Raw genomic sequence first — 25386 nt, forward strand, 5'->3', positions numbered from 1 at the left:
TTGGATACGAGGAGAATGCAAGCATTCGGTGCTCGATCACCAGTCCGAATACTGCTCATTCGTGTTCACTGCGGGTGTCCGTAGACGTCCAGGTCCCATAACCACGAGACGATCCGCGCGACACCTTGTGTGAGGTGGCGCCGATATGTGCTGAACGGCACTCCGAGCACCCGGGCGGCGGCCTCCTGGGTTCCGGCCGGGCGCAGGTACGTCCGGTCGACCGCCCGCAGCAGTTTGTCGTCGCGTGGGTTGTCGGCCAGCGAGTCCACCGCGTCGCGGAGCACGCTGTCGAGTTCGGCGACGTCCGGCTCCCCATCGCTGCGATCGCACACGACCCGGGTGCGCATCAACGGGTTTCGCCGGAGCAGGTCGGGGCGGTGCCAGTCGTGCAAAGCCTGCCGGACCGCCTGCTCGAACTCGGGTTGCGACAGTACCAGCAGGTCCGGCGCCGGTCGCAGAGGTGCGGAAGGGCTCTCGGACAATGCGGCTTCGGTTACCCGCTCGAGCCACTCGTCGACCGGGACACGACGGAAGTCGTGCGCGAACAGCCCGTACGTTCGGGCGCCCACCTCGAAATCGGCACCCTCGGTGCGCGGAAGGTCGGCGACCGCGAAGTACTCGTTCCACCGGTCAGGCTCTGCAAGTGTGAGGAAATCCCAGGACAGGCTCGGTGTGCACAGGTACCGCTGCATGGTGATGATCGGAATGGCGTTCATCGTGGGCGATGGGTCCTGATAGGTGTCCCGGTCGACGACGAACCGGGTCTGGGTGACGGTCTCCCCCGTTCGCGGAGGCGAGTGCCCGCGGGCGAACTGCCAGGCCGCCGCGGCACCCGGATCCGATGCCAGATCGTCCGCGGACGCGAGGCTCAGATCGATGAGACCGAAGAATCCACGAGGCGCACCGTCGGGACGGCGCACGATGTAGAAGCCGTCGGGTTGGCATTCGTACCAGGCGGCCGCTATGGCCGCCGCCTCCGCACCCTCGTGTAATCGGGTGAACTCGACGATCGTCTCGCGATCCGCCGGTGAAGCGGGTTCCGGATAGTGCCGGCCCCACGATTCCCAATCCACCGGGGACAGGATCCCGGGCAGATTGCGAAACACAAACTTCAGGTCGAAGATCACGCGCTGCTGTTCGCGCCCGGTACCGGACAGAAGCGAGTGGCGAATGTGCCGGCACACGCGGTGGAAGACGTCGGTGTAGGCGTCGAGGTCGCGCCACCGCAGGTCCGCGTCGATGACTTCGCGGGCCATTTCGTGTGGGGCCAGGCCATCCGGGCCTGCGTCGACGAACGACAGCTGTCGCAGCCACCCGAACATCTCATGCGTGTCCTCGAGCCCGAGGGCGTCACGCAACAGTGGCTCGGTAGTCACTCGGGCGAGGGCGCACACCTCGAGCGCCCGCCGATGCGCGGGGCTCGGCACCACCGCGATGAACCGCTGCATCAGCTCCCCCATGAGGTCGGGGGTCAACGGATCGGCCGCCACCTCGCCGCCGCGGGATGCCACGTCGGCCAACAGCGCCAGCGCCAGCGGATGGCCGTGCGTGGCCCGGCAGATCCGTTCGTGCAGCGGCGGCGGCACCCCCACTGCCCGGAGAAACTCTCTGCTCTCCTGCGGGGTGAGATTCCGCAGGGACACGACCCGCAACAACTCGGACCACGCCGCGTCGGACCGCCATTCGGAGCTGGGCGGTGTCCGGGCCGCGATCACGGTGAGCGCCGTTGCCGGTAGTCGCGGCAGCAATTGCGTGCGCACCCACTCGTCGATCGGCGCCAGAACCTCGTATGTGTCGATGAGGACGCAAAGTCGTTCCTCCTCCCGCGCGATCACGCCCGTGTCAGGCACATCGACGGCCTCGCCCAACGCAGCCAGGACAGCCGACGGAGACGGCGGAATATCGCGCCCGTCGAGCCGGACGACCGACGCGCCCGTTTCCGCCGCGATCTCCGCGAACTCGTCGAGCAACGTGGTCTTCCCGATCCCTCCGGGGCCGTGCAGGAACAGCACGGACAACTGCGAATCGCCCGACTCCAGTCCGGCCCGAACCAATTCGCGCTCGACCCGGCGTCCGACGAAGGTCCGCCTGCGCCTCGAATTCAGGACGTCTCCGAGCAGTATCGAGGACTGTGCCGTGCCCTCCATACGTCCAATCTAGGAGCAGTTCCCTTCGAACAAAACCTTGGTGGGATCCGCTCAACGGTGTGTGCACAGCGCGTCCGCTCCGTACACACCCGCCAGTTACCAGTTCGCGTGGTCCGCCCGTGCGACGAGGACGTCGTCGGCACCCGTATCGATGCGGGTGCCGAAGTCGCGGCTGATCCCGTCGAGAACCTGCCGCAGCCATTCGGTGTCACTTGTCGACGCGCGTTGCAGTTGCATCCGCCGGGATCTCATCGGCACCATTCGTAGCTCGAGCAGTTCGTGCGTGCGCGCGTCGAGGGTCACCAGGTAGAGCAGCCGCAGATCGTCGCGGTAGCGTTCGTGCCCCCGGATGCCCTCGTAGTCGTTGATCAGGTCGCCGCAGCCGTACAAGATCGGATGGCCACGATAGATTTCGACCGGCCGCGGGTGATGGGACGAGTGCCCGAAGACCACGTCGACGCCACCGTCGACGAGCCGATGCGCGAACTCGATATGCGCATCCGGCACGTCGTATCCCCAGTTCGAACCCCAGTGCAGAGAGACCACCACCACGTCCGTGTCCCGCCGTATCAGCCGCGTCCGGTCGAGCACACGGTCCGCCTCGGCGCCGGTGGGTTCCGAAAGGTGGGCGACACCAGGCCGCCCCCGACGGGCCGCCCCGTGCGGCGAAACCCCGCTCGACGACATACCTGCCGCCCAGATCAACAGCCGACTCGTCCCGGTTTTCATGACCACGGGACACCACGCCTGCGCCACGGTGCGCCCCGCACCGACGGTCCGCACGCCGTTGCGGGCCAGCGCGTCGACGGTCTCCACGAGCCCATCGGCACCGAAGTCGAGAAGGTGATTGTTCGCCAGAACGCAGACGTCGATCTGCGCAGCGGTGAGCACTCCCAGGTTCGACGGATGCATTCGGTAGTTGATTCCCTTGGACGCGAAGCGCGCACAGGTGGTGACGGTCGTTTCCAGGTTGATCACCCGGGCGTGGGGCTCCGCCGCGTCGAGGACGCGCAACGCCTCACCCCACGGCCACCCGAACCCGACGGGGCCGGGGATCGGGCCGTTTTGCTTCTCCGCCAACGCCACGTACTCGCGGGCATCGCGGACGCAACGCTCCCTCAACTCCGGGTCGCCGGGAAAGGGGAGGATCTGGTCGACTCCCCTGCCGGTCATCACGTCGCCGGCGAGGAACATCGTGATGGTGTCAGGCACGAACGCCGGCTCGGTCGAGTTGAGAGACCCGTTGCGGGCTCAGCTCGAGGATGACACCGATATCACGCACCGAGAGACCCGATCGGCGCAGATGCGCCACCGCGGCCCGCGAGGCCCGCGCCGCACATTCCTGCGCGTGGGCGGCGGACTCGACCTGCAAGTGGGCCGCTCGGGCCTCCATGAGCGCCGCCGAATCCCCAATCTCGTAGTCGAGGACCACCTCGATGTCCTCGGCCGGCACATCCTCGACCAGATGCACGGCATCCGCCACCATGGCAGAAACCTGATCGAGCCGCCGCGCCTGGGTGAGAGCCATCTCGACTCCCGGAACCTCCACCACCCACCAGCCGCCACAACGGGTGGCCGTCGCCGTCACCTTCATCACGAACCACTTCCTACCCGGCCCGCATCTCTTGCGAAACTCGCCCCTCCAACGCCAAGTCTAGTCCCCCTCTACTGAGCACAACTACACGGACAAAAGACATTTGGCCTGACTGACCGCCGGACGATCGACCCGTCGACACCGGCACTCTCACCAGAAATCCAGTGCCTGTGCAGTCGCGGTGGACTCCGCGTGCGTGGGCCGTAGTGCACCGCCGATGGCGTAGACGGTGTGGCCGACCGTCGCAACGGACATCCCGTGCGCCCCGGTGGGCATGGGCGGCAATGATGACCAGGTCCCAGAGGCGACGTCGTAAGCCTCGACCGTCGACAGCACCTTGGTCGGCTGTTCACCACCGACCGCGACGATGCGGCCGTCGATGAACGCCGCACCGAGCCCGCCGCGCGGAGTGGGCATCGCAGGCAACGTAGTCCACGTTCCCGCGGCGGGGTCGTAGCGTTCGACCGCGCCGGTGTTCTGGTCCGACGCCAGGTCGCGCCCGCCGATGGCATAGAAGTACGTCCCGTCCGACACCCCGGCCAGATGCTCCCGTGAAGTGGGGATGTCCGAGACGGTCGTCCACTTCGAGCCGTCGAACACTTCGGTCGTCGGCACCAGTGCGCCGTCCGCCTGTCCCCCCGCGACCACGATCCTGTCGCCCACCACAGCCGCGGCACCAGCCGCCCGCGGCTCGTTCAGCGGTGCAAGGTCCACCCACTTGCCATTCCGAAGCGCGAGCACCCGGTCCGACGTCTTGCCGGTGAGATTCGGACCTTCGGGCACCCAGCCTCCGAGGACCACCAACTCGCCCCCGTATTCGACCGCCATCGCATGGTTGAGCGGAACCGGAAGGTCGGGACCTGCCTTCCAGGTGTCGATGGCGGGGTCGTTCCCCTCGACCTTCGGGGTCGACCCCGCATTGTCGAGTCCGCCGAACACCCAGATCGTGCCGTCCGCGACGGCCGTCGCCGTCTGTTGACGGGCGATGGGCGCATCCCTCAGCGGACGCCACGCCGGCGCCCACTGGGTCTTGCGTGGCGCGATCTGCAGGGCCTCGGACACAGCAGTCGATTCGGCGTGTGTCGGTTTGATGCCGCCACCGACGGCATACACCGTGTTGCCGACCGCGCCGACCGCCATCCCGTGCCGCGGTGTCCGCAGAGCCGGCAATTGCGACCATGTCCCCGCGACCACGTCGTAAGCCTCGACCGTCGACAACACCTTGGTCGGTTCTTCACCACCGACCGCGACGATGCGGCCGTCGATGAACGCCGCACCGAGCCCGCCGCGCGGAGTGGGCATCGCAGGCAACGTAGTCCACGTTCCCGCGACGGGGTCAAACCGTTCGACCGCGGCGGTGTTCTGGTCCGACGCCAGGTCCCGCCCACCGATCGCATAGAAGTACGTCCCGTCCGACACCCCGGCCAGATGCTCCCGTGGGGTGGGGACAGGCGAGACGGTCGTCCACTTCGTGCCGTCGAACACTTCGGTCGTCGACACCAGTGCGCCGTTCGCCTGTCCCCCGGCGACCACGATCCTGTCGCCCACCACGGCTGCGGCACCAGCAGCCCTCGGCTCGTTCAGCGGGGGCAGGTCCACCCACCGACCGTCGCGCATCGCCATCACCCGATCGGAGGCGACCGCGGTCAGGTTCTGACCTTCCGCTTTCCAGCCGCCGATCAGCACGGGTTCGTCGTTGAAGGTGACCGCCATCGCATGGTTGAGCGGGACCGGAAGGTCGGGGCCGGCCTTCCAGGTGTCGATGGCAGGGTCGAAGCCCTCCTGCCGAACCGAGACGCCGTTGTCGTCCAACCCTCCGAACACCCAGATCGTCCCGTCCGCGACTGTCGTTGCCGTCTGCTGGCGGGCAACACGGGCATCCTCGACCGGTCGCCACGCCGCAGTCGGGTCGACGGCAGGAGTCGCCTCGGCGTCCTGGGCGGTCGGTCCTGCGGTACCGGGTCCGGTGGTTTCTCGGAGCACGAGGTACCCGCCGCCCGCCAGTATCAGCGCGACGACCAGTGCGAGCGCGGTCAGGACGGCGCGCCGACCTTTGCGGGACTCTGCGATGCTGCCCGGACCTCCGGTCGGCGGCCAGGGCGGCGGGCCTGCCGGCGGCCAGAACGGCGGTCCCGAGGGATGAGAATCCGCCTGGAGTTGCTGGGTCGGTTCGACCCACTGGCGCGGACCGATGTCCGGATCTTCGTACCGGATTCGACGGTATCCATCGGTACCTGACTCCGGCCGGGGCGCCTCAGTCGTCGGCGCGGTCTCCAGGGGTGCCAGCGCCATTGCGTCCGAGCGCAGACCGATGTGTCGCTGTGCGGCTTGGAGTTCGTGTCCGAACTCCTCGGCGGTCGCCGGCCGGGCAGCGGGATTCGTCGCCATCGCCCTCTCGATCACGGCGCACACGCCGTCCGGGATGCCTTGGGCGCGCAGGTCCGGCACCGGCTGGCTGCTGATCCTCACGAATTGCGCAACGAGTTCCTCACCGGTCTTCCGCTCGAACGCCGCCCTCCCCGCGATCAGTGAATAGATCGTCGCGCCCAGTCCGTAGACGTCGGATCTCGCGGTCGGCGATTCACCGTTGAGCACCTCCGGCGCGGTGAACGCCAGTGACCCGGTGAATCCACCGGTGGCCGTTTCGTACCCGCCGGCGATGTGTGCGATGCCGAAATCGGTGAGTTGCGGCTCGCCGTAGTCGGTGAGAAGGATGTTCGCGGGTTTGATATCGCGATGCAGCGTGCCGGTCCGGTGCGCCGTCTCCAAGGCTCCCGCCAACTTCACCCCGATGCTGATCGCCTCCGGCCAGGGCAGCGGACCTTCTCGGCGTATCTGGACCGCCAGTGAATCGCGCGGGTGATAGTGCATGACGATGTACGGGCGACCGGCGTCGGTCACGCCGACCTGCAGTATGTTGACGATGTTCGGGTGACCGGAGAGCCCACCCATCGCGTAACCCTCCCGCAGGAAGCGCTCGCGGTTCTCGGGGTCCAGGTCCGATGTCAGGACCTTGATCGCAACGATTCGACCCAGCGAACGCTGCAGGCAGCGGTACACGACACCGAACCCGCCCCGGCCGACCTCCTCGGCACCGGCGAACCCGGCAGCGTCCAACTCGGCCATGATCCCGTGGCCGACTGCACGGACCGACGCCGCCTGGGTCGCATCTGGGTCGAAATCGGCCATCGGGTGCCTCAGTTCCGTCCGACATCCACGACGGCGTCGCGGCGATGCCCGCTGAGCAGGGCAGACTTCGTGCCGGCGTGCACACACGTGTTCATCGCATTCACCTCTGATGCAGGTCGACCAGACAGCCGATGCGTTTCACCAGCAGTCGACGACGCGAATATCTTTCTGTCACAAGGGCGAAGCGCGGCGTCTTTCCGTCGTGTGTCGACGGGATCCGCCCTGTCCAAAAAGTATTCGACGGGACGGGATCCGCGTCAAGATGACAATTTCCCCTCCCTAGGGTGCCTATCGGCAGCCGCGACTTCATGTCACGCCGGCCGCAGTGCACCGATCGGGTCTGCTGCCGTCCTAGAAGGTGCCGTCGTAGAGCGCGTAACCACCCGCCCCCGCAGCCTTCGCCCGATACATCGCCGAGTCTGCCCGGCGGACGAGCTCTTCGCGGGTGCACTCCGCATCGGAGAGTGCAACACCGATACTGGCACTGATCGGCCAGTCGAGCGATTCTGCCCGGTTGAGGTCGGCGAGGCTCCCGGTAATCCGGGCCGCAATCGCCAGCGCTTCCGCTGCGCCCGCGACGTGCTCACACACCACCACGAACTCGTCACCGCCCAGGCGGGCAACGGTATCGCCCGGGCGCACCGCCGACCGCAGATGCCTGGCGAGAACGATCAGCGCGTCGTCGCCGCCGGCATGGCCGAGGCTGTCGTTGACGACCTTGAAGTCGTCGAGATCGACCAGCAACAGCGCAAGGCGCGTGCCGCCGCGCGGCGCGGCGTCCAGGGCCTCGTCGAGCCGGCGGCGGGCCAATGCGCGGTTCGGTAACCCGGTCAGCGGGTCGTGCAAGCTCTGGTGCACCAGCGCGGCTTCGGCCTCGATGCGGCGGATCGCCGCGGACAGCACCGCCGTCACCGAGCGCAGAAAGGTCAGGTCACGGTCGGCGTATTCGCGGGAACGACGACTGTGCGCGGTCAATACTCCCCACACCGCTTCGGAGCCGATCGGAACGCACACCCCGCTGTGCAGCCCGCGCCCGGTCATCCCGGCCGTGGAGAACCGGGTCTCGTGGACCCGATCGGCGCACACGATCACCGACCCGCTGGCGGCGGCATACCCGGGTTGCGTACCCCTTCCCGGGGCGAACGTCGTCGGCGAGGGCTCGGGCCCCCGATAGGCCAGCACGGCGAGTTCGCCGCCGTCTGACCGCGGAGCGTAGCGCGCAAGCCCGGTCCTTCAGGGCCGGGTTAGCGCATCGACTTCGGCCTACCGGGAGCACGGGGCGGTCGCCGCTGCTGCTCGATGTACTGCCGGATGATCGAGATAGGTGCCCCGCCACACGATGCGGCGAAGTAGCTCGGGGACCAGAGGTGTCCGTTCATCGAGTGCCGGTTCACCCATCCGCGGTACTGGTCGCGCAGGCGGCGTGCGGAGACGCCTTTGAGGCTGTTCACCAGCTTCGAGATTTGGATGGTCGGAGGGTAGTCGATCAGCAGGTGCACGTGGTCGCCCTCCCCGTTGAACTCGACCAGCCGAGAACCGAAGTCGTCGCACACGCTGCGCATCACCTGTTCGCAGGTGGTCAGCATCTCGTCGGTGAGGACTCCGCGCCGATACTTGGTAACAAAGACCAAGTGGACGTGCAGGGCGGAAACAACGGTGCGGCCACGTCTGTATTCAGGTTCAGAAACCATAGATCAATAGTGGTCTCGTGGTGTGCAGTTGCGATACCAGTACCGCGTCCGTCCGACGCCCGGTCAGCAGGACATGCTGGCCCGGTCGTTCGGGTGTGCACGGGTGGTGTTCAACGACTGCCTGCGCATCCACCAGGACGCGTACGCGTCCAGGGTGAAGCTGTCGGATACCGCAGTACAGAAGCAGGTAGTCACCGCAGCGAAGAAGACTCCGGAGCGGGCCTGGTTGGGCGAGGTCGCATCGGTGGTGCTGGTGCAGGCGTGTCAGGACGCGCGGCGGGCGTACCGAAACTGGTTCGACTCGCTCTCCGGGAAACGGAAGGGCCGCAAGGTCGGCGCGCCACGGTTCCGGTCCCGCAGGGACAATCGGCAGGCGATCCGGCTGACCCGCAACGGGTTCTCGATTCGCCCGAACGGGAAGCTGTACGTGGCGAAGGTCGGCGAGTTGGAGGTCGCCTGACCCCGCGATCTGCCCTCGGAACCGTCCTCGGTGACGATCATCAAGGATGCAGCGGGCCGGTACTTCGCGTCGTTCGTGGTCGAGACCACCGACGAACCTCTGCCGCCGGTCGATGCGGAGGTCGGTAGCGACCTCGGGTTGGCAACGTTCGCGGTCCTGTCGAACGGCAAGACGATCAGCTCGCCGAAGTTCCTGCGCCGTGCCGAACGCAAGCTCCGCACGGCGCAGCAAGTTCTGTCGCGCAAGGAGAAGGGCAGCAACAACCGGGTCAAGGCACGTATTCGCGTCGCGAAGGCCCACGCCAGAGTGTCCGACGCTCGCAAGGACTGGGCGCACAAGCACTCCACGGCGATCATCCGCGAGAACCAAGCGGTGTTCGTCGAGGATCTGTGCGTCCAGGGGCTGGCGCGGACACGGTTGGCGAAATCGGTCCACGACGCCGGGCGGGGAATGTTCACCCGCATGGTGGAGGAGAAAGCCGCCCGCTACGGGCGCACCTTCGTCAAGGTGGACCGGTTCTATCCGTCGTCGCAGATCTGCTCCCAATGTGGGGTCCTCGACGGCCCGAAACCGCTCTCGATCCGGGAGTGGGCATGCACGGCGTGCGGAGCGGTTCACGACCGCGACGTCAACGCCGCGAAGAACATCCACGACGCAGGACGTGCGGAGTGGCTAAACGCCTGCGGAGGGGCCGTCAGCCTTCCCTCCTAGAGGGAAGCGAGCCCCAGTGAAACAGGAACCCACCCAAGCGGCGCGCAGCGCCGCAGAGGAATCCCGGTCGTTCACGGCCGGGAGGACGTCAAATACACGATCCGCCCGGACACGAATTCGGACACGAACACCAACGCCGGAGTGTGTTCGAGGACCGCGAGCAACATCCCCGAATCCGGCAGCGACTCCATGGATACTCCCTCCCCTGCGAATTTTCCGTCTCACACCCGCCTGTGACCTCCTCCACGATAAGCGGCGTCGGGAACGCCGCGGCGGTGCGGGCGTGGCACGTTGATTCTGCCTCGATGTAGGTGCACGATCGTGGGCATGCGCAGAGCGCGTTGGCCGGCATTCGCGCCGCCGGCAGCCAGTGGGACCGCAGTGCACGGTCCTATCATCCTCGCGTCCAAAACTCACATCACCCTCGACTTGCTCGGAATCGTCGCCTTCTCGTCCGGAATCCATGTCCGGCTCGCGCTGACTGCGACCGGGCGCGCCGCCGAACGTGCACATCACGAGACACGGTCGCTGTCCGATCCAACCGATCCCGATACCCAGTGGTCGTATCTGTCGGTGCTGCTGCAGCTGGGTTCCGTGGCGGGCGAAGCCGACCCTTACCTGCCGCGATCCGGTTCGCCGCTGAAATGGGGTGGGGTACCCGGGTACCGCACGGAGCCGAACTATTGGCTCGGAACGTGTACGCGCCCGCACGACATCATGATCTCGGCGGGGTGGCCGGAGATCGGTCTCGGCCCGACCTGTGTCACTGCCCTCCTCGAACCGAGCCCGTCCGCTGTCACATCCGACTGATCCGAAAGGTTCACTCCTCTCCCGTTCCGAAGTGGTTGCGGCTAGCGTCGGAACGACATGCCCCGAGATGGAGGTTCACGATGCGTTTGTCCACCCGGAACCAGCTCGCCGGAACGATTACCGAGGTCACCCTCGGCAGTGTGATGGCCACGGTGAAAGTGAAACTCGACGGTGGCGAGCAGATCGTCACCGCATCCATCACGAAGGAGGCAGTCGAGGAACTCGGCCTGAAGGCGGGTGTGGCTGCGACGGTGCTCGTGAAATCCACCGAGGTGATGCTCGGCGTCGAGTAGCCCGAACCTCGACAGTTCAGCGACCCGCGCGCTGCTAGTGCGCCGAGGTCGTGAGGGAATCGGGTGCTGTCACGATCTCGAACGGCATTTCGATGTGCGCAACAGTCCCGGAATTAGGTCCGGGGTGGACAGAGAAGCTGCCTCCGGCCGCGACGACACGGAGTTCGTGTGATGTCAGTCCGATGTGGCCTCTGCTGAGGCTTCGGTCGATCGCCTCACGGGAGATTCCGCACCCGTCGTCGGTGACATCGAGGACCACATGCTCACCCCACCGCGCCAGCTCGACCCGGACGGTACGGGCTTGCGCGTGTTTGACCACGTTGCTGAGCAATTCGCGTGCCGCGCTGAACAGCACGTCATCAGCCGATGTGCGCAAGTCGTCGACCCATTCCGAGGTCAGGAGCTCCACGTCGAAACCGCCACGCGCCTGGGCAGAGCGGGTGAGATCGCCGAGGGCGCGAGCGAGACCGACACGATCGAGCACAGTGGGATGCAGCTCCGAGACGGTCGCCCTGAGCAGGGTCGCGGATTCGGTGAGTGCGTGGGTGATGCGATCGACCGCCTCCGGGTCGGCAATGCCGGTGAGGTCGTCGAGGTCCATCTTCGCGGCCAGGACGAATTGAAGCGCCCCGTCGTGGAGCTGCTCGGACAACGCACGTCGTTCGCGTTGTTCGAGACCCATCAATTCCGCGAGTAGAGCGGTGCGGTCGCGGACCAGGTGACCGATGGTCAGCACCCTGGACCGTTGAATTCGGCTGAGCATGACGGCGCCCGCACCGAGGACGGCGAGGGCCATCGTGCTGAGCAGGATGGAGGTCCAGGGTTCTTCGTTCGAAGCCATCGTGGCCCAGCTGGCGGCCAGGAACACCAAGACCGTAGGCACGACCACGGACGCACAGACACCCGGGCGCAGCTGTGTGGAGGCCAGTAGCGGGATCACGAACAAACCGTTGCTGAGGATGTCTGCGGTCCAACTCTGTTGGGCCGCAATACCGGTCAACAGGGTGAGGCAACCGAGTACCGCAAGGTCGACGAACAGTGCGAGCCACATCGCGTTCACCGGCCCCGGACCGCCTCGACGAGTCCACAGCGCGAGCCCGCCGGACCAGAGTGCGTAGCACATCAGGATCGCGACGCACACGCCCGCATCGTTCATGGGCGGGACGAATGCAAGCGTCAACGCGATGAAGAGGACCAGCACACCACGGAGTGCGAGTTGCAGGTACGCGCCGCGATAGGCGTGCTCGAGGATGATGCGTTCGAGATCTGGGCTGCCGCCGAGATCCGCGGGTAGTACCGATGACTCAGCCATGGGACGGCCTCCTCGGCCGGGGCGACTCCGACCGGAAGATGCGGGGACATCAACAGCCGGACCTGCGACAATGCCCAAGATTCTAGCACCGGCGAGTTGCGGAACCACGGGACTCGGCGGTCTGCTCGCGGGCCCTGCGGACCTCCGCGAACTGCGCGTCGAGTTCGCCGCGCAGTCGCTGATTGTCCAGCGCCAGAGTGGTGGCGGCCCGCACGGCCGCCAGAAGCGTCGGCTGGTCGGCGACCGCCCGGTCGTACACCAAGGCCCCCACCAGGACGCCGTCGCGGATGAGGGCCGTGGCCTCGCGGGGATCGTTCCTGGGTGGCAGAACCTGGGGACGTCCCTGAGCGTCCACATACCCGTCGCGGGCGCGGGAGAACGACCACAATGTCAAGTCCGGGTCGCGCATTGCCGCCCGCAGCGCATCGATGAAGCCGTCACCGAGCGGGGCGGTGCCGATCTCGATCATCAGGTTGCGCACCGCGGCTCGGGCGACGCGGTAGCGCCACATCCCGACCAGCACCGCAAGCGGGATGAGCGCAGTCGACGGATATCGCAGAAGCAGAGTCCACGCGTGCTGCGGGCTGTGCACCCACACGGAGACCAGCGGCGTCCAGGCGGTAGCGGCGATCCACACTGGCGCCACGGCGGCCCGGTAGGCCGGTGAGCCCGACCTCCACCGGGCGACCACCACGCCGATCAGGACCGCACCGAGGGCGATCCCGACTGCACCGAACATCACTTGCAGCGCCGCGAAGACCCTCGGGTCGTCACGCACCAGGAGCAGGTTCAGCGACGGCGGATGGGCCGGGCTGATGCGGTGGGTGTCGAGGAACGCAAGCTCGGACACGACGGCGACCGCGTAGTACGCGTAACTTCCGCCGACGAACCATCGCTCCCACCGGTGGCGCAACCGCCCCCAGGGAAAACTGAACACGAGTTGGATCAGCACCGCAATGTACATGTTGGTCAACGCCGCGCCGGCCGTGAACAGCGCCGGAACTGTCGACAGCCGAAAACCCTTCACCAGCCACAGCAGCCCGGCGGCAACCAGCAGCCACCCCAGGTTGTCCTGCGGCCGGTGGCACTTGGCGACCAGGCCCGCCGCCACGAACACCGCGCCGACCATCACGAACAACGCCAGTTCCGTCGGACTGAAATCGCCCCGGCACAACTGCCAGTCGACGGACGCCGTCACCGCGACCGCCAGTACGGCGGTCACCAGGGCGGTCGCACTGTGCGCGCGAAGGCTCACCGGGTACCGCCCGCGAGTCCGGGCAGTTCGAGGAACACGAGATCGATCCTCGCGGGAATGCGGATTCGACACCATCACCACAAGGTGGAGTAACGCGACACCTGGGTGGACTTTCTCGACACCTCCGGTCACCTGTCGCCGGCAGTGTTCGGCGCGGATCGATCGATGCCACGCGGCACACCGGTATTCGTGGGAACATCTCATCCGATCGGTCCAGCAGACTGGAGAGAAGGGGGTGTGGTGCATGACCGGGATTCGACTTCGGTCCGCGGTGGCACTGGCATCGATCGCCGGTGTGTCGTCCCTGTTTCTTGCGGCCTGCAACCAGGACGCATCGTCGAGCGGTGACAGCGAATCGCCTGCACCGAGCGCCTCCATCGCGGCACCGGCCGCGGAGGCACCGGTCAACGGTGTCGATGCGAAGCAGTACGCCGCCAGCGACCCGGAAACCGATGCCTACGGCTTCGTCACACCGTCAGGGAAATGGCTGTGCGCGATCGTTCCCGCGAAGAACCTGGCCGGATGCGCCTCTCATCCCACAGCGGGGCCGTTGGGAGTTCCGGGGACTCCACAGATCGCCTCGTCGGACGGCGGCCCGACGGCGGAGGCGAACCTCATCGCGATCGAGGCGGGGAAGGAGCCGAGCTTCCAGAACTGGAACCAGGCTGTCTTTCCCGGTGACGCCAACGTCCTCCTCTACGACACCACGCTGGCGATCGACGGATTCAGTTGCAATGTGCAGTTCTCCGGAGTCTCGTGCAGGGACGATGCAACGGACAAGGGGTTCACCATCTCCACCAGCGGCTACAAGTTCGAGTTCACCCCGGTACCCGTGAGCCTCCCCAGCGCGAGCCCACCGCCGATCGCGCCCACCGCTGCCCCGCTCCCTCAGCAGGCGCGCGGATCGAATCAGTGTGGCCCCGTTGTCTATCCGGAGACGGGTAAGCCTGCGACCGTGGTCATCGTGAAGGGGACACTCCGCTGCGACGAGGCGCACGCGATGCTCACGAAGTATTTCGCCGCACCTGACAAGAGTGAACCGGTGTACAGCTTCGACGGGTGGGAATGCCGCCTCGCGGGAGACCCGGAATCCGCGGAGATCGGCTACACGATCAACTGCTCCGACGACAACGGGAACACCGTGGTCGCGCAGCCGTAGACCGATTACCCGCGATTTCGGTCAGTCCCCGCGAGACTCGACGCTCGATGTCTACGCTGGCGCTATGCAACCACCGAATGACCAGGCCGGTACCTGGGAGGGTTCGTGGCTCGCGGCGATGACGGTGATCAAGAGTGCTCAGCGGGTTTTCACGCCCGAGAACCGCCCTCCCTCCGAGCTCATTCCTCTCGTCGAACCTCTGAGCCGGTTGGGTGATGCGCTCCGGGCAACACCACCCGACCCCGACGAGTCCCGTCGTCGCGCAGCCGACCTGGTGGCCGATCGAGATCTGATCGAATGGGCATGTCAGCCGGACCAGCCCAGCGAGATCCGGGAGTTCGGGGCGACCTTGGCCTTCTTGTCCATGAAACTCACCACCTGAGTCCCGGGCTGTCTACGCCGCACGAGGGGACCGCTCAGAGGTCATAGTCCACGACGACCGGAGCGTGATCGCTCATCCGACGGTCTGCCGCCGGATCCCGATCGGTGCCGGCCGCGACTGCCGCCCGCGCCAGTTGCGGCGTCGCGAGGTGGTAGTCGATGCGCCAGCCGATGTCGTTCACGAACGACTGCCCCAGCCACGACCACCACGAGTACGGACCGTCGACGCCCGGATGATGTCGCCGGACGACGTCGACGAGCGTGCGCGGCGACAGGATCGAGTCGAACCACTCGCGCTCCTCCGGCAGAAATCCCTCGGCCTGATTGCTACGCCGCCAGTTCCTCACGTCGGAACGGGTGTGCGCAATATTGAGGTCACCCATCAGCAGAAGTTCCCTGCCCCGTGCGCGTGCCGTACGTCGCGAGCGGGTCAGCTGTCGCGCGAACGCGGAGAGGAAGCGCATCTTGCGGTCGTACCGGGCACCGCCGTCGGGCGCCTCCCGCATCCGCCCGGGCTTCTGGAGGTGGGCCGGTAGACCACCCTTCGGCAGGTACATCGACGCCACCGTAATCGGCGCCTCGGCGAGGTCGACCTCGACGTACCGACCCTGGTTCGCGAACTCTCCCAGACCCCGAGCCAACGGCTCCGGATCCAGTTCGACGTTCTCGGTGTGCATTTCACCCGGTGCACGCACCAGCGCCGCACCACTCCACGTCCGAACTGCGACGGGTGCGCGCCGGGTCAGGACCGCGACACCGTTGCGGCCCGCGACGTCACCCTCGTCGTACGTGAGGTGGTAGTCGCCGAACACCCCGTGCGGGATGGCCTCGGCACGAGCCCGCACCTCTTGAAGCGCGACCACATCGGGGCCGCGGTCGCCCAGCCAGTCCTCGAATCCGCGCCGCTGCGCCGCGCGGATCCCGTTGACGTTGAAGGTCGCGATTCGCACGAGTGACAGTGTAGGGATCCGTCCGACGCGTCGTGTCTCGCCATACCTCCCACGCTCGTTTGCCAGTTCTGCGGAGTTACCCGATTTGTGTGTGAACTCGAGTACGCGTTGCTAGCCTTCCGGTGATTGAGGCCACACTGCCGGGGGGAGATCTCGATGCGGATCGCGCGGACGCGGCCAGGAAATGCCCGGCGAGGTGTGGCTACCGCGGCACTGGCGGTATCGGTCGTCCTCGGGGTCGCGACCAGCCCCGCGCCTGCCATCGCGTCAGCCGAGACGTTCTTCTTCGACGACGTCGGTTCGACGGCCGTTCCGCGGGCGAACTGCGGTCCCGGTTCGCTGCCGGAAACGGGCATGCAGGGCGACGTTCCGGCCGAGGACCGAAACAACGGCCGAAGCACCCAGGGCTATCGATGCAACATGTCGCTGGTCGGCGGCTTGCAGGATCGCGGTGGTGGCCTGCTGTCGGTGACCTACGACCACTGCTCCTACACCAGCACGTTCTTCCCCGGGAACCTGCTCAACCCCACAACACCGGGCGTACAGGTGCTCGACGTGTCGAACCCCGCGCAGCCGGTGTTGTCCACGACCCTGAACGAACCGGCGATGCTGGGCGGAACCTGGGAAAGTCTGAAGGTCAACAAGGCACGCAAGTTGCTCGCGGCCACGGCGGTGCCGATCGCTGCCGGCACCGGCTACTTCTCCGTCTACGACATTTCCGATTGCGCCCACCCCCGGTTGCTCAACCGTGGTGCCGGCACCGACGTCACGATGCCGCTGCCGTTCATCTCCCATGAGGGCGGCTTCTCCCCGGACGGCAACACCTACTGGGTGTCCGGCCCCGCACCGGGATTCCTCACCGCCATCGACATCAGGAACCCTGCCGAGCCGCGGATCATCTGGCAGGGATTACACGGACTCGGCGGGCACGGGTTCGGCATCACCCCGGACGGAAACCGGATGTACCTGTCGAATCTCGGTGGGATCACCGTCCTCGACATCAGCTCGGTGCAACGAGGCGACCCGTATCCCACCGTGCCGCAGATCGCCACCTACCTGTGGACCGACGGCTTCTTCAATCAGCACAGCATCCCGGTCACGTATGGGGACAAGCCCTACATCTTCACCGTCGACGAAACCGGCGGCGGTGGAATCAAGGTCTTCGATGTCGCCGACCCGGCGCACGCCGAGATCGTGCAGAAGATCAAGCTCGAGATCCAGCTTCCGGCCAATACCGCCGCGAACCTTCGGTCGTCGCAAGGCGGCTCCGTGTTCTCCTACGATCCGCACTATTGCGTGGTCGACCGTCCAGCCGACCCGACCGCGCTCGCGTGCTCCTGGGAATCATCCGGGATCCGCGTGTTCGATATCCGCGATCTGAGCCGCATCGGTGAGATCGCCTACTACAACCCGCCGGCACAGACCGGCAAGAACGTTCAGCTCACCAACTCACCACACGCACTGTCCTCGCTGATCGGTGTGTCACTCTTCGATTTCGTTCCGCTCGCCCGCGCCGTCTTCGAGGGCAAGACGGATCCGCGGGTCGCATTCGGCCCGCGCGCCGGAATGGTGGCGTTCGGCGACCTGTCCGCAGACTGGTGCTTCTCGCCACCGGAGTTCCACGAGAACCAGATCTGGACCTCGTGCAGCGACAACGGCTTCATGGCCTTGCAGCTGGACGACACCGTCTATCAACCACCGGCGAATCAGGCTTCTACCTATGGGCAGTGACACCACGCCTTCGCAGTTCCGCCGTCCCCTCGTCCTCCTGCTGTGCACAGTCTTGCTCGGTGTCGCCGGGGTCGCCGCCGGAATGTGGTTGCAATCGGAGCGCGACACGAACCCCGGCGGGGTGCAATTATCATCAGCGGACATCGGTTTCGCACAGGACATGTCGGTGCACCACGAGCAGGCCGTGCTGATCGCCCAGACGCTGCCGCGGGACGTCGATCCGCAGATCCGGGTCATCGCCGACCAGATCGTTGTCACACAGACTTCCGAGATCGCGACGATGCGCGGCTGGCTCAACCTCTTCGACGAACCGTTCACCACGCCCCATCCGATGCAGTGGATGCACGGATCGGATCACGCCATGAGTGACGAGGGCGGCGCGCCCATGCCGGGTGCAGCGAGTACCAGCGAGATCACCCGGCTCGCCGGCCTGCGCGGAGCAGATTCCGAGACACTGTTTCTGCAGCTCATGATTCGGCACCACCAAGGAGGCGTCGACATGGCCGAGGCAGCCACCCACGCTGTTGCATCCGAACCGATCCGCCGCATCGCACGCGGGATGATCCGTGACCAGAGCAATGAAATCTCTGTAATGACTGCCATACTCGACACCCGAAACGCGAGACCGCTTCCCCACCCTTGAGGCGACCCGCGACTTGGCGACAGCCTGCCTGACGAAGTCGTCCGCGAGAGCAGCGCTTGTTGACTGCGACAAGCGCAGGTGCCCGCACTGATCCGGTGCTGCGTCCACCCTTGCCCGGCCGCGACGACTGTAGAAGCATTTCCGTAGGCGGACGCCGACCGGCGACTGCATGTCGCGCCGGTGCCGGGACTGAAACGGTGCAACCCGCGACGGCGTCCTCCGGGGTCGCGATTTGTCCTGCCGACGGCTGCGGCAGGTCCAAGGAGGACAGTGTGAGAGCTCTGCTCGCAGGCATCCCGCCAATCGGCAGCCGACGCTACCGATCGGAGAAATTATGACCAGCGAAACCACCCCAGTCTCCATCCAGCGCGAACCGGAACTGGCCGGGCAAACCGTCGTCGTGATCGGCGGCAGCGCAGGCATCGGGTTGGAAACAGCTCGCCGAGCCCGGGCCGAGGGCGCCGATGTCGTCCTCACCGGCCGCAACCCGGACCGGCTCGAGCAAGCAGCGGCAGACGTCGGCACACAACACACCGCGGCCTTCGACGCCAACGACACGGCCTCCTTGGCGAGGTTCTTCCAGGAGCTGCCGACCCCGATCGACCATGTGTTGGTCACGGCCGGGGGCCCGCGCTACGCGCCCCTGCTCGACATGGACTCCGACGAGGTGCGCGAACAGCTCAGCGGTCACGTGGTGCTGGGGCTCGAGGTCGCGCGCAACGCGGCGAGCAAGATGAGGCCCGGGGGCACGCTGCTGCTCATGGGCGGAACCGGCGGCCGGCGCATCGGTCACGGACTGGGGATCGCCTCCGCCGCCACCGCCGCACTGCCCCCGTTCACGGCGGCCCTCGCGCTCGAGCTCGCGCCGGTTCGCGTCAACCTCATCGCCGCCGGCTTCGTCGACACCCCGCTGTCGGCGTCGCTGCTCGGCGATCGACTGGACGAGCGCCGGAACGAGTTGAGAACAACGCTTCCGATCGGCCGGGTCGTCGGCCCCGCCGACGTCGCCGCACTAGCCGTCCACATCATGAGCAACACCGCGCTCACTGGCGCAACATACGACATCGACGGTGGTCAGCAGTTCGTCTCCTGATGACCACACGGCGAAACGTGGGTGGCTCGAAAGACCCACCCCGATCAATCCCCACAACAACCAGAGAGGCACCCATGAGCACGAACGAAGTTCACACCAACGAAGCGACCAACACGCATGTCACGCCAGTCGACATGAAGCTGGAGGTCGTCGTCATCCCCGTCACGGATGTCGACCGCGCCACCGAGTTCTACACCAGGCTCGGTTGGAGACAAGACGTCACACCGCCTGGCTCCGGCGTCGTCCAGTTCACCCCGCCCGGCGCCGACGCCTCGATCCACTTCGGCGCCGACCTCACCACGGCCGCACCCGGTTCCGCCAAGGGATACCTCATTGTCTCCGACATCGAGGCTGCCCGTGACCAGCTGGTCGCCGCCGGCATCGAGGTGACCCTGTTCCACCTCGGCACGGACGGCCCGGGCGACGGGCTGGACCCGGACCGTCGCAGCTACTTCTCGCTGGCGTCGTTCAGCGACCCCGACGGCAACGCCTGGGTGCTGCAAGAGGTCACGACCCGGCTTCCCGGGCGCATCGACACCGCCGTCACCTCGTTCGGCTCTGCACGCGACCTCGCGACCGCGCTCCGGCGCGCGGCGACTGCCCACGGCCGGCATGAAGAGCGAACCGGCGAAGAAGACCCGAACTGGCCCGACTGGTATGCCGAGTACATGGCCGCCGAACAGTCCGGGGCGGAGCCGCCCACCTGAGGAGTTGCGAGGCCACCGCCATCAGCCATTTTCCCGCGAGGCAGCAATCCCGAAGGCGCCTGAGCGGATCGGGCCATCCGAACACGACTTCCACGAACTTCGTTGCTGCACAGTACTGTCGAGAACATGCGCGCCGGGGGTCTGCAGGAGATCAGGACGGCTCGGAGAAAATTTCGTCGGTGGCGCGACGGGCGCTGAGGCCGGTGTGCTCGACGAGTTGCAGATCCATCAGATCCCGGTGCTGTTCGGCAGTGGTCGTCGAGCGTGCGAGGTATTGCCCTCGCGCGTCGAGTTGGAGATCGTTGGGGTGATCGACACGCCGGAGGCCTCCCATATCCGCTACCGCCTCCGTCACCGAGTCCGATACTCGCGGGTCGCTTCGCGAGCGAGTCACATCTCGTCGACGCAGAGCGATACCCAGACCATGAGGGGCGAAACCCGCACGCTGATACCGTTCATGGCAATGATGACATGCGTCGTTCTGGCAGCGGGCTGCCAGTCGACCAGCGAACAAGCGGGATCCGTCGAAGGAACGACGATCCCGTGGAGCAAGGTCCCCGCCCCACAGTCGGGCGGAGGTGCCCCGCCCCAACCACCGGATCCTCCCCCACCGACGGACCCGAACGCCGGTCCCGGTATCCCCGGCCCTCCCACACCGACAACACCGACAACACCGGGCCCGACGATGACCGACATCCCACTCTTCCCGCCCACGGCGCTGGTGATTCCACCCGTCCCCGGAGTTACGGCCAGTGGCATGCACATCGAGCGGCACGACGGATTCGATCGCATCGTCTACGACTTCGGCGACACTTACGCACCTCGCTGGCGCGCCGAATACGTCGCCGAGGCAACGCAACGCGGCAAGGAGACCGCGACACGGATCAACGGTCGATCGATCCTGCAGATCTACTTCTTCGACACGGACTCTTCGATCGAGAGCGGGATCGCCGCGTACAACGGACCGAATCCGTTGTCGGACCCCGCGGCGCACAGCGTCGTCGAGGTACACCTCACACCGAACTACGAGAGCGGCACCCAGTCGTTCGTCGGCGTCCGTACCGACTACCCGCACTTCCAGGTCACGACTCTCACAGAACCGACGAGAATCGCCGTCGACATTTACGGATAGCGCCACATCAGGGCACTCGTCGCCCCTACAGAGAATGCATTTCCCGGGGCGACACGAGCCGACTTTCGTGACAGATCGTCAAACTCGTTGACATACTTGAAGTGATGACTATCCGGATAACGTTAGACAGCTTTCACAAGGATGCGATCTCGATGCGAGATAACAGGCCCGCAGCCTCAGCCCTGCAGCTCTACCGCGCCTTTCAGCACCAACACCCCCGAACTCCGGTCCCGGCCGACTTCGTCACAGAATGCGGTTTCCGACTGGGACGTTGGCAGGACCGCCAGCGGATTGCTCGTATGCTCGGCACACTGCCGCCTGAGCGCATCGAGCAACTCGACGCGATCGGATTTCTGTGGAGCGATGACGACGTCCCACTTCCGGCCGTATCACGTGCCGACCCCAAGCGACGACGGATGCTTACCGCCATCGCCGCCTACCGCGAAGAGCACGGCAATGCACTCGTTCCCGCGAACTATGTCACCGCTGACGGTGAACAACTGGGCCAGTGGCTCTACCGGGCGGTGAAGAAATGGAGGGCCGACGCCTTGCCGGACAAAGAACGTCGCACACTCGCCGTCCTCGGGGTCTCCCCCGGTCCACGACCGCGGGGACCCCGAACAGCGGCACAGCTCGTCGGACAGGTGACACAACGCAGAATGCCCGCAGGCTGAATAGTGTTGCTGCACAGATATTCAAGCATCACAGGTAACATTCGGTAGCTTGCGGCCGCGCGACGATCAGCCGTCGGCACGCCTGGCGGACAGACCAGGTCGAGAGTCTCGGGATCCGTCAGGTTGGCCCTCAGGACCGCGAACACCTCGGCCGGTGCTGTCGAGCAAACTCCGGTATGCCGATCGTGGGTCGAGCCTGCAGGCCATTGAAACGTGATGCGAGGAGGATGCGCTCATGGATGTGCCCCACCGTGTCGGCGTGCTCGTGTTCGACGGCGTCAAGATGCTCGACGTCGCCGGTCCATCCGAGGTCTTCACGGAGGCCAATCGGCTCGGCGCCACGTACGAGTTGGTGCTGTGCTCGGTCGGGGCGGTCGACGTGACCGCGTCCACCGGGATGCGGATTCCCGTCGATGTCGATGCCGTGGAAACGGGCCGCCTGTCAACCGCACTGGTGATGGGCGGCGACATTTTTCCGTCCACGCCGGTGAGCCCGGAACTCGCCGACGCGGCCACTGTGCTGGCCGGCAACGCCGACCGGATGGCCTCGATCTGCACCGGCGCGTTCATCCTGGCGGCGGCCGGGCTCCTCGACGGCCGGCGCGCGACCACCCACTGGCAACACGCCGATACCCTTGCGCGCGGATATCCCCGGATCGCCGTGGAACCCGACGCGATCTTCGTCGAAGACGGCACCATCTACTCCTCGGCGGGTGTCACCGCCGGCATCGACTTGGCCCTGGCTCTCGTCGAACGCGATCACGGCGCCGAACTGGCGCGAGCGGTGGCCCAGTCGCTCGTGGTATTCCTGCAGCGACCGGGCGGTCAGTCCCAGTTCTCCCCCAGCATGCGCGGGCCGCGGCCACGCACCGGACAACTCCGCGAGGTGGTCGATGCCGTGGCCGCCGACCCCGCAGGCGACCACTCCATCACCCGGCTCGCCGCACGCGCCAACGTCAGTCCCCGGCATCTGTCCAGGCTGTTCCAGGACGAGCTCGGCACCACCCCGGCCAAGTACGTGGAGCTGATCCGATTCGAAACCGCGAAAGCCATGCTCGATGCAGGACACACCGTGACGTCAGCCGCGGAGCATAGCGGGTTCGGCAGCTCGGAGACCTTACGACGCAGTTTCATCCACCATCTCGGGGTGTCGCCCCGGGCGTATCGGCAGCGATTCCACTCCACCCAGCGCTGAGAGCAGCCGACAGGACATGTCCCGATCTGTGCGGAAGTGGGCCGGAATGCCGGTTTCCGCCGCGGTTGAAGATGTCACTGTGAAGTAGAGCAGCCGTACCCCGCGGACCACTACTCCGGAAGCGAGCCCCGCATGACCGACACCGTCGCAGGCATCGACATTCCCGACACCGCCCTCGTCACCGAAGCAACCGAACTGGTACGGGAGGCTGCGAACCCGTTGATCTACCACCACTCCCGCCGCGTGTTCCTGTTCGGTTCCCTCCGAGCCCGTCACCAGAAGCTCACGTTCGATCCCGAACTGCTGTACGTCGGGGCCATGTTCCACGACCTCGGCCTCACGACGAAATACCGCCGCACGGATCAGCGATTCGAGATCGACGGCGCCGACGAGGCCCGCAACTTCCTCCGGTCCCACGGAATCGGCGAAGACGAGGCACAGACGGTGTGGACGAGCATCGCACTCCACACCACCCCCGAGATACCGTTGCACATGGCACCGGAGATCGCGCTGGTTACCCGGGGCGTCGAACTCGACGTACTCGGTATCGGCTACGACACGATCACCGACGAGGAACGTGGCGCCGTCGTCGCCTCCCACCCGCGGCCGAACTTCAAGAACGACATCCTCGCCGCCTTCACGAACGGACTCGAAGACCGACCGGAAACCACGTTCGGCAACGTGAAGGCCGATGTGCTGGCACACTTCGTACCCGGCTTCGTCCGGGGTGACTTCGTCGATGTGATCGTGAATTCCGCTTGGTCCGAGTGATTTCCGTCCCGATTCTTCAGTTGACACCGCCCGGCAGATGACGTTGCAACAACGCCGCTGCCGAAATCCAGTCCAGGTTCACTATCTCGGCTGCGCGTTCGTCACCGACACACCCTCGAACTTTGGCGTCGAAATCTACGTCGGACGCAGGTCGGCTCGGATGTCCCAGAGGCAGTTCGACCACGGCCTCGAGATGTGATCCGTCACGGAGTTCGACCACTACCGCGCAGTCTCCATCGAGCACCCCGTCGCCCACGGGCTCGGCAACCACACTGACGCTGTCGAGAATGCTCCGAACTTCCGGCCGCTGCACAGCAGCGTCGGTGAAGCTCCCGATATCGGGAAACCCGTCCAGCAGGGCTGCCGCAATACCGTAGTTCAGCGAGAACTTGCCTTCCAGACCCGAACTCGGACAGTCGTGGATCAACGGCAAAAGCGCGCTGTGCGGCGTGTGCAGCCTTATACGGGCGATGTCGTCGATCGATAACGCACCAAGCGACCGGATCGCCGCGATAGGACGCTGGAGAGCGTAGCAACACGGGTGAAGCTTCAGCCCGAGACCATCCGGAATGATGGGACCTTCAACCTGCGGGGATCTCCGCCCTCCGACGAGCCGGAACCATTCACCGACGGCACGAGGGTCAGCAGTCGCGCCGGCTGCGGCGAGTCTGGCAGCACGCACACCAGCCTGGGCAGCGAATCCGACCTGCATCGACTTGCCTGCGGTGCCGAAGGCTTGGCGGACACCACCTGCACCGGGCACAGCGTGCGCCATCGCAGTAGCGATACCGTCAGAATCGAGCCCGAGCGACAGCCCCGCTGCAACAGCAGCCGAGATGGCACCGACCGTCGCGGTAGTGTGCCATCCCTGCGTGTAGTGGTTCCAACCGAGCGCGGTACCCAGACGCGCCATCACACCCGCCGCCGCCAGGTACTCCCGCGCACCGCCGCCCTCTGCCAACGTGGCAGGAACGCACACCACACTGATGTGCGTCGTGGACGGTATGTGCAGATCGTCGAAATCGAGCACGTGCCCGACCGCTGCCCAACGCAGCGCGGCCGGCAGACCATCCGTCCACGCAGCTACCGGATCATCCAGTGCAGCGAGGGTCACTGCAACGGTATCGACCAGAGCGCGTCGAGCGAGATCGAGATCCGCGGCCTCGGGGTCGATTCCGGTGGCCCACCTTGCGAGATCGTGCGCGCTGACATCGGTTGATTCGTGCGGCGCAATCGTCATAGCCCGCTCCCTTTTCCCCACAGTGCGCCCGTTGCGCCCAGTTAGCCAATACATGGCACACCATACCGTTGAACGGCACAGTACTCAAGAAGCTGCTCCCGAGTTCACCGGTAAGTCGCGTGCACGTTCGCTACCTCCCTCTCGCCTACCTGACCTACTTGGTCTGTAGGTCAACATACTTCACCCGTGAATGAACCCGATGAGCCGCCCTTGACAGAGTGTGACCCGAAGCACGATACTCAGTTTTC

The 25386-nt window shown here is 66.1% G+C and carries 26 protein-coding genes; 15 read left to right on the forward strand and 11 right to left on the reverse strand.

Annotation, left to right across the window (positions count from 1 at the left end):
* Positions 1-65: 65 nt before the first annotated feature.
* From ACFWAY_RS24350 to tnpA, 6 genes are all read right to left on the reverse strand, one after another.
* Positions 66-2147 carry an AAA family ATPase gene (locus ACFWAY_RS24350; protein WP_378512423.1) on the reverse strand — a complete coding sequence of 694 codons (2082 nt, stop codon included), beginning with the start codon at positions 2145-2147 and terminating at the stop codon, positions 66-68.
* Positions 2148-2243: 96 nt separating this feature from the next.
* Entirely contained in the window at positions 2244-3359 is a 1116-nt protein-coding gene (locus tag ACFWAY_RS24355; RefSeq protein ID WP_378512424.1) for a CapA family protein, read from the reverse strand.
* Positions 3352-3741, reverse strand: coding sequence for a hypothetical protein (locus ACFWAY_RS24360; protein ID WP_378512460.1), 390 nt, complete (start codon positions 3739-3741; stop codon positions 3352-3354). Before ACFWAY_RS24360 ends, ACFWAY_RS24355 begins: the two co-directional genes overlap by 8 nt.
* Before the next feature lie 150 nt (positions 3742-3891).
* Complete coding sequence (locus tag ACFWAY_RS24365; RefSeq protein ID WP_378512425.1) at positions 3892-6930, reverse strand: kelch repeat-containing protein; 3039 nt, start codon at positions 6928-6930, stop codon at positions 3892-3894.
* Between the two features lie 351 nt (positions 6931-7281).
* A complete protein-coding gene (locus tag ACFWAY_RS24370) occupies positions 7282-8112 on the reverse strand; it encodes a diguanylate cyclase domain-containing protein (protein ID WP_378512426.1) in 831 nt (276 codons plus the stop codon).
* Between the two features lie 62 nt (positions 8113-8174).
* A complete protein-coding gene (tnpA, locus tag ACFWAY_RS24375; RefSeq protein WP_378512427.1) occupies positions 8175-8621 on the reverse strand; it encodes an IS200/IS605 family transposase in 447 nt (148 codons plus the stop codon).
* Between the two features lie 22 nt (positions 8622-8643).
* Here tnpA and ACFWAY_RS24380 point away from each other — a divergent pair, with 22 nt between their 5' ends.
* The 4 genes from ACFWAY_RS24380 to ACFWAY_RS24395 all read left to right on the forward strand — a co-directional run bounded on the left by ACFWAY_RS24380 (position 8644) and on the right by ACFWAY_RS24395 (position 10895).
* Positions 8644-9081: an RNA-guided endonuclease InsQ/TnpB family protein gene (locus ACFWAY_RS24380; RefSeq protein WP_378512428.1), complete on the forward strand. Its 438-nt coding sequence runs from the start codon at positions 8644-8646 to the stop codon at positions 9079-9081.
* 9 nt (positions 9082-9090) lie between these two features.
* Positions 9091-9792, forward strand: a complete 702-nt coding sequence (locus tag ACFWAY_RS24385) for an RNA-guided endonuclease InsQ/TnpB family protein (protein ID WP_378512461.1) — start codon at positions 9091-9093, stop codon at positions 9790-9792.
* 327 nt (positions 9793-10119) lie between these two features.
* Positions 10120-10602, forward strand: coding sequence for a hypothetical protein (locus ACFWAY_RS24390; RefSeq protein WP_378512429.1), 483 nt, complete (start codon positions 10120-10122; stop codon positions 10600-10602).
* 80 nt (positions 10603-10682) lie between these two features.
* Complete coding sequence (locus tag ACFWAY_RS24395) at positions 10683-10895, forward strand: molybdopterin-binding protein (RefSeq protein ID WP_005246663.1); 213 nt, start codon at positions 10683-10685, stop codon at positions 10893-10895.
* A 34-nt stretch (positions 10896-10929) separates the two neighbouring features.
* Here ACFWAY_RS24395 and ACFWAY_RS24400 read toward each other — a convergent pair whose 3' ends face one another.
* Both ACFWAY_RS24400 and ACFWAY_RS24405 read right to left on the reverse strand, forming a co-directional pair.
* Positions 10930-12207 (reverse strand): sensor histidine kinase, encoded by a 1278-nt coding sequence (locus tag ACFWAY_RS24400; RefSeq protein WP_378512430.1) that lies wholly within the window; start codon positions 12205-12207, stop codon positions 10930-10932.
* A gap of 82 nt (positions 12208-12289) precedes the next feature.
* Positions 12290-13462, reverse strand: coding sequence for a hypothetical protein (locus ACFWAY_RS24405; protein WP_378512431.1), 1173 nt, complete (start codon positions 13460-13462; stop codon positions 12290-12292).
* Between the two features lie 244 nt (positions 13463-13706).
* On the opposite strand from ACFWAY_RS24405, the gene ACFWAY_RS24410 reads away from it, so the two are divergent.
* Together ACFWAY_RS24410 and ACFWAY_RS24415 are read left to right on the forward strand one after the other, a co-directional pair.
* Positions 13707-14621: a hypothetical protein gene (locus ACFWAY_RS24410; protein WP_378512432.1), complete on the forward strand. Its 915-nt coding sequence runs from the start codon at positions 13707-13709 to the stop codon at positions 14619-14621.
* A 64-nt stretch (positions 14622-14685) separates the two neighbouring features.
* The gene (locus ACFWAY_RS24415) at positions 14686-15003 is read left to right on the forward strand and encodes a hypothetical protein (protein WP_378456574.1); all 318 of its coding nucleotides are present in this window, start codon (positions 14686-14688) and stop codon (positions 15001-15003) included.
* A 34-nt stretch (positions 15004-15037) separates the two neighbouring features.
* Here ACFWAY_RS24415 and ACFWAY_RS24420 read toward each other — a convergent pair whose 3' ends face one another.
* Positions 15038-15952 (reverse strand): exodeoxyribonuclease III, encoded by a 915-nt coding sequence (locus ACFWAY_RS24420; RefSeq protein ID WP_378456573.1) that lies wholly within the window; start codon positions 15950-15952, stop codon positions 15038-15040.
* Between the two features lie 156 nt (positions 15953-16108).
* On the opposite strand from ACFWAY_RS24420, the gene ACFWAY_RS24425 reads away from it, so the two are divergent.
* The 4 genes from ACFWAY_RS24425 to ACFWAY_RS24440 all read left to right on the forward strand — a co-directional run bounded on the left by ACFWAY_RS24425 (position 16109) and on the right by ACFWAY_RS24440 (position 20126).
* The gene (locus ACFWAY_RS24425) at positions 16109-17683 is read left to right on the forward strand and encodes an LVIVD repeat-containing protein (RefSeq protein ID WP_378512433.1); all 1575 of its coding nucleotides are present in this window, start codon (positions 16109-16111) and stop codon (positions 17681-17683) included.
* Complete coding sequence (locus tag ACFWAY_RS24430; protein ID WP_378512434.1) at positions 17673-18326, forward strand: DUF305 domain-containing protein; 654 nt, start codon at positions 17673-17675, stop codon at positions 18324-18326. The genes ACFWAY_RS24425 and ACFWAY_RS24430 overlap by 11 nt, the downstream gene beginning before the upstream one ends.
* A 334-nt stretch (positions 18327-18660) precedes the next feature.
* On the forward strand, positions 18661-19419 hold the full coding sequence (locus tag ACFWAY_RS24435) for an SDR family NAD(P)-dependent oxidoreductase (protein WP_378512435.1): 759 nt from the start codon (positions 18661-18663) through the stop codon (positions 19417-19419).
* Positions 19420-19493: 74 nt separating this feature from the next.
* Positions 19494-20126 (forward strand): VOC family protein, encoded by a 633-nt coding sequence (locus ACFWAY_RS24440; protein WP_378456569.1) that lies wholly within the window; start codon positions 19494-19496, stop codon positions 20124-20126.
* A gap of 151 nt (positions 20127-20277) precedes the next feature.
* Here the strand turns inward: ACFWAY_RS24440 and ACFWAY_RS24445 are convergent, their stop codons facing one another.
* Positions 20278-20481, reverse strand: coding sequence for a hypothetical protein (locus ACFWAY_RS24445; RefSeq protein WP_378512436.1), 204 nt, complete (start codon positions 20479-20481; stop codon positions 20278-20280).
* Positions 20482-20811: 330 nt separating this feature from the next.
* On the opposite strand from ACFWAY_RS24445, the gene ACFWAY_RS24450 reads away from it, so the two are divergent.
* The 4 genes from ACFWAY_RS24450 (at position 20812) to ACFWAY_RS24465 (ending at position 23898) form a co-directional block, all read left to right on the forward strand.
* Entirely contained in the window at positions 20812-21258 is a 447-nt protein-coding gene (locus ACFWAY_RS24450; RefSeq protein ID WP_378512437.1) for a hypothetical protein, read from the forward strand.
* A gap of 152 nt (positions 21259-21410) precedes the next feature.
* Complete coding sequence (locus ACFWAY_RS24455) at positions 21411-21932, forward strand: helicase associated domain-containing protein (RefSeq protein WP_378456566.1); 522 nt, start codon at positions 21411-21413, stop codon at positions 21930-21932.
* Between the two features lie 235 nt (positions 21933-22167).
* The gene (locus ACFWAY_RS24460; protein WP_378456565.1) at positions 22168-23127 is read left to right on the forward strand and encodes a GlxA family transcriptional regulator; all 960 of its coding nucleotides are present in this window, start codon (positions 22168-22170) and stop codon (positions 23125-23127) included.
* Between the two features lie 132 nt (positions 23128-23259).
* Positions 23260-23898: an HD domain-containing protein gene (locus ACFWAY_RS24465; RefSeq protein ID WP_378512438.1), complete on the forward strand. Its 639-nt coding sequence runs from the start codon at positions 23260-23262 to the stop codon at positions 23896-23898.
* A 16-nt stretch (positions 23899-23914) separates the two neighbouring features.
* Here ACFWAY_RS24465 and ACFWAY_RS24470 read toward each other — a convergent pair whose 3' ends face one another.
* The gene (locus ACFWAY_RS24470; protein ID WP_378512462.1) at positions 23915-24928 is read right to left on the reverse strand and encodes an MmgE/PrpD family protein; all 1014 of its coding nucleotides are present in this window, start codon (positions 24926-24928) and stop codon (positions 23915-23917) included.
* On the opposite strand from ACFWAY_RS24470, the gene ACFWAY_RS24475 reads away from it, so the two are divergent.
* Complete coding sequence (locus tag ACFWAY_RS24475) at positions 24905-25117, forward strand: hypothetical protein (protein WP_378512463.1); 213 nt, start codon at positions 24905-24907, stop codon at positions 25115-25117. The two genes, ACFWAY_RS24470 and ACFWAY_RS24475, sit on opposite strands and share 24 nt — an antisense overlap.
* Positions 25118-25386 lie beyond the last annotated feature (269 nt).

The sequence above is a fragment of the Rhodococcus sp. NPDC059968 genome (assembly GCF_042738615.1).
Classification (GTDB): Bacteria; Actinomycetota; Actinomycetes; order Mycobacteriales; family Mycobacteriaceae; genus Rhodococcus_F.

Excerpts from the sequence above, each read along its gene's own strand:
- ACFWAY_RS24350 (WP_378512423.1), bottom strand. The coding sequence starts at position 2,147 with ATGGAGGGCACGGCACAGTCCTCGATACTGCTCGGAGACGTCCTGAAT.
- ACFWAY_RS24360 (WP_378512460.1), bottom strand. The coding sequence starts at position 3,741 with ATGAAGGTGACGGCGACGGCCACCCGTTGTGGCGGCTGGTGGGTGGTG.
- ACFWAY_RS24365 (WP_378512425.1), bottom strand. The coding sequence starts at position 6,930 with ATGGCCGATTTCGACCCAGATGCGACCCAGGCGGCGTCGGTCCGTGCA.
- tnpA (WP_378512427.1), bottom strand. The coding sequence starts at position 8,621 with ATGGTTTCTGAACCTGAATACAGACGTGGCCGCACCGTTGTTTCCGCC.
- ACFWAY_RS24390 (WP_378512429.1), top strand. The coding sequence starts at position 10,120 with ATGCGCAGAGCGCGTTGGCCGGCATTCGCGCCGCCGGCAGCCAGTGGG.
- ACFWAY_RS24395 (WP_005246663.1), top strand. The coding sequence starts at position 10,683 with ATGCGTTTGTCCACCCGGAACCAGCTCGCCGGAACGATTACCGAGGTC.
- ACFWAY_RS24400 (WP_378512430.1), bottom strand. The coding sequence starts at position 12,207 with ATGGCTGAGTCATCGGTACTACCCGCGGATCTCGGCGGCAGCCCAGAT.
- ACFWAY_RS24410 (WP_378512432.1), top strand. The coding sequence starts at position 13,707 with ATGACCGGGATTCGACTTCGGTCCGCGGTGGCACTGGCATCGATCGCC.
- ACFWAY_RS24415 (WP_378456574.1), top strand. The coding sequence starts at position 14,686 with ATGCAACCACCGAATGACCAGGCCGGTACCTGGGAGGGTTCGTGGCTC.
- ACFWAY_RS24425 (WP_378512433.1), top strand. The coding sequence starts at position 16,109 with ATGCGGATCGCGCGGACGCGGCCAGGAAATGCCCGGCGAGGTGTGGCT.
- ACFWAY_RS24430 (WP_378512434.1), top strand. The coding sequence starts at position 17,673 with ATGGGCAGTGACACCACGCCTTCGCAGTTCCGCCGTCCCCTCGTCCTC.
- ACFWAY_RS24435 (WP_378512435.1), top strand. The coding sequence starts at position 18,661 with ATGACCAGCGAAACCACCCCAGTCTCCATCCAGCGCGAACCGGAACTG.
- ACFWAY_RS24440 (WP_378456569.1), top strand. The coding sequence starts at position 19,494 with ATGAGCACGAACGAAGTTCACACCAACGAAGCGACCAACACGCATGTC.
- ACFWAY_RS24450 (WP_378512437.1), top strand. The coding sequence starts at position 20,812 with ATGACCGACATCCCACTCTTCCCGCCCACGGCGCTGGTGATTCCACCC.
- ACFWAY_RS24455 (WP_378456566.1), top strand. The coding sequence starts at position 21,411 with ATGCGAGATAACAGGCCCGCAGCCTCAGCCCTGCAGCTCTACCGCGCC.
- ACFWAY_RS24460 (WP_378456565.1), top strand. The coding sequence starts at position 22,168 with ATGGATGTGCCCCACCGTGTCGGCGTGCTCGTGTTCGACGGCGTCAAG.
- ACFWAY_RS24465 (WP_378512438.1), top strand. The coding sequence starts at position 23,260 with ATGACCGACACCGTCGCAGGCATCGACATTCCCGACACCGCCCTCGTC.